This window comes from Mesorhizobium sp. M7A.F.Ca.CA.002.05.1.1 (genome assembly GCF_003998335.1).
Classification (GTDB): domain Bacteria; phylum Pseudomonadota; class Alphaproteobacteria; order Rhizobiales; family Rhizobiaceae; genus Mesorhizobium.
On the sequence record NZ_RZQI01001161.1, the window covers coordinates 1 to 1,548 of the forward strand.

The 1,548-nt window shown below is 57.8% G+C and carries 2 protein-coding genes; both read left to right on the plus strand.

Going from position 1 to position 1,548, the window contains the following annotated elements; translation table 11 throughout:
• The coding region (gene tolB, locus EN939_RS33650; RefSeq protein WP_127271764.1) for a Tol-Pal system beta propeller repeat protein TolB at window positions 1–882 on the plus strand (882 nt) is incomplete at its 5' end.
• Between the two features lie 101 nt (window positions 883–983).
• On the plus strand, window positions 984–1,283 hold the full coding sequence (locus tag EN939_RS33655; RefSeq protein WP_236383235.1) for a four helix bundle protein: 300 nt from the start codon (window positions 984–986) through the stop codon (window positions 1,281–1,283).
• The last annotated feature ends 265 nt before the right edge of the window (window positions 1,284–1,548 follow it).

The following is a 1,548-nucleotide window of genomic DNA, read 5'->3' on the forward strand; positions in this document are numbered from 1 at the left end:
AATCAGCGGCGTGTCGCCCACATCATCGCCGACGCCATCTATGAGCGGCTGACCGGCGAAAAAGGCTATTTCGACACCCGCGTCGTCTTCATCGACGAATCCGGCGCCAAGAATGCGCGCAAGAAGCGCCTCGCGATCATGGACCAGGACGGCGCCAACGTTCGCTATCTCTCGGACGGCAGGTCGATCGTGCTGACGCCGCGTTTCTCGCCGAACCGGCAGGAAATCACCTACATGTCCTATGAAAGCGGCCAGCCGCGGGTCTACCTGCTGCAGATCGAAACGGGGCAGCGCGAACTGGTCGGCAACTTTCCGGGCATGACCTTTGCGCCGCGCTTTTCGCCCGACGGCCAGAAGGTGATCATGAGCCTGCTGCGCGACGACGGCAATTCCAACATCTTCGCCATGGACCTGCGCAGCCGCTCGACGACGAGGCTGACCAACTCGACCGCCATCGACACCTCGCCGTCCTATTCGCCCGACGGCAGCAAGGCGGTGTTCACCTCCGACCGTGGCGGCCGCGCGCAGATCTACGTGATGGGAGCCGACGGCTCGGGCCAGACCCGCATTTCCTTTGGCGACGGCGTCTATTCGACGCCGGTATGGTCGCCGCGCGGCGACCTCATCGCTTTCACCAAGCAGACCGGCGGCGAATTCCAGATCGGCGTCATGAAGACCGATGGATCGGGCGAGCGCATCCTGTCCTCCGGCTTCCAGCAGGAGGGACCGACCTGGGCACCGAACGGCCGCGTGCTGATGTTCTTCCGCGATTCCGCCGGCGGGCCCAAACTGGTTTCGGTCGATCTGACCGGACGCAACGAACAATCGATCCCGACGGCGAACTTCGCTTCCGACCCGGCCTGGTCGCCGCTGCTTGAATAGAGGAACTGGGGAACTGAAGAACTGAAGAATGGAGAAGGCGGGCGGCTACATTAATCGCGCGAAGGATCTAGAGGTATATAAGCGCGCTTATGTGGTTTCTCTTGACGTCCATAAAGCTCGCTTTCCCGAAAATGGAGCAATACGCACTGGCTGATCAGTTGCGTCGCTCCAGCAAAGGAATCTGCGCCAATTTGGCTGAAGGATTTGCCAAGCAGACTCACTCCAAACCCGAATTCGCGCGGTTCATTTCGATGGCAATGGGGTCATGCAGCGAGGTGGAGACGTGGATTTCCTATGCGTTCGACCTTGGATACATCAGCCAGACACAACACGACGATTGGCTGCGATCCTATGCCCATATCTACGGCATGCTGATCAATCTGAGAGAAAAGCTGAAGTGAATTCTCTCTTCAGTTCCTCAATTCCCCAACTCTTCAATTCCTCATTTCCATCTCTTTGTCGCGTTTTGGCCGTATTTACGCCTAGGGTCCGCGTGAAATGTGGCTTCAGGCCAAAACGGCTGCGGACGGGCAGCTTAAACCAAAATTTAACCGTGTTTCTTGAATGCCGGTTAACCCAAACGTGGTTACTGGGTGATCAACGAAATCACTCAAATTAGATCACTCGAAATACGAAGGAGAGGCGGCATGGGCCGTATTGCAGCAC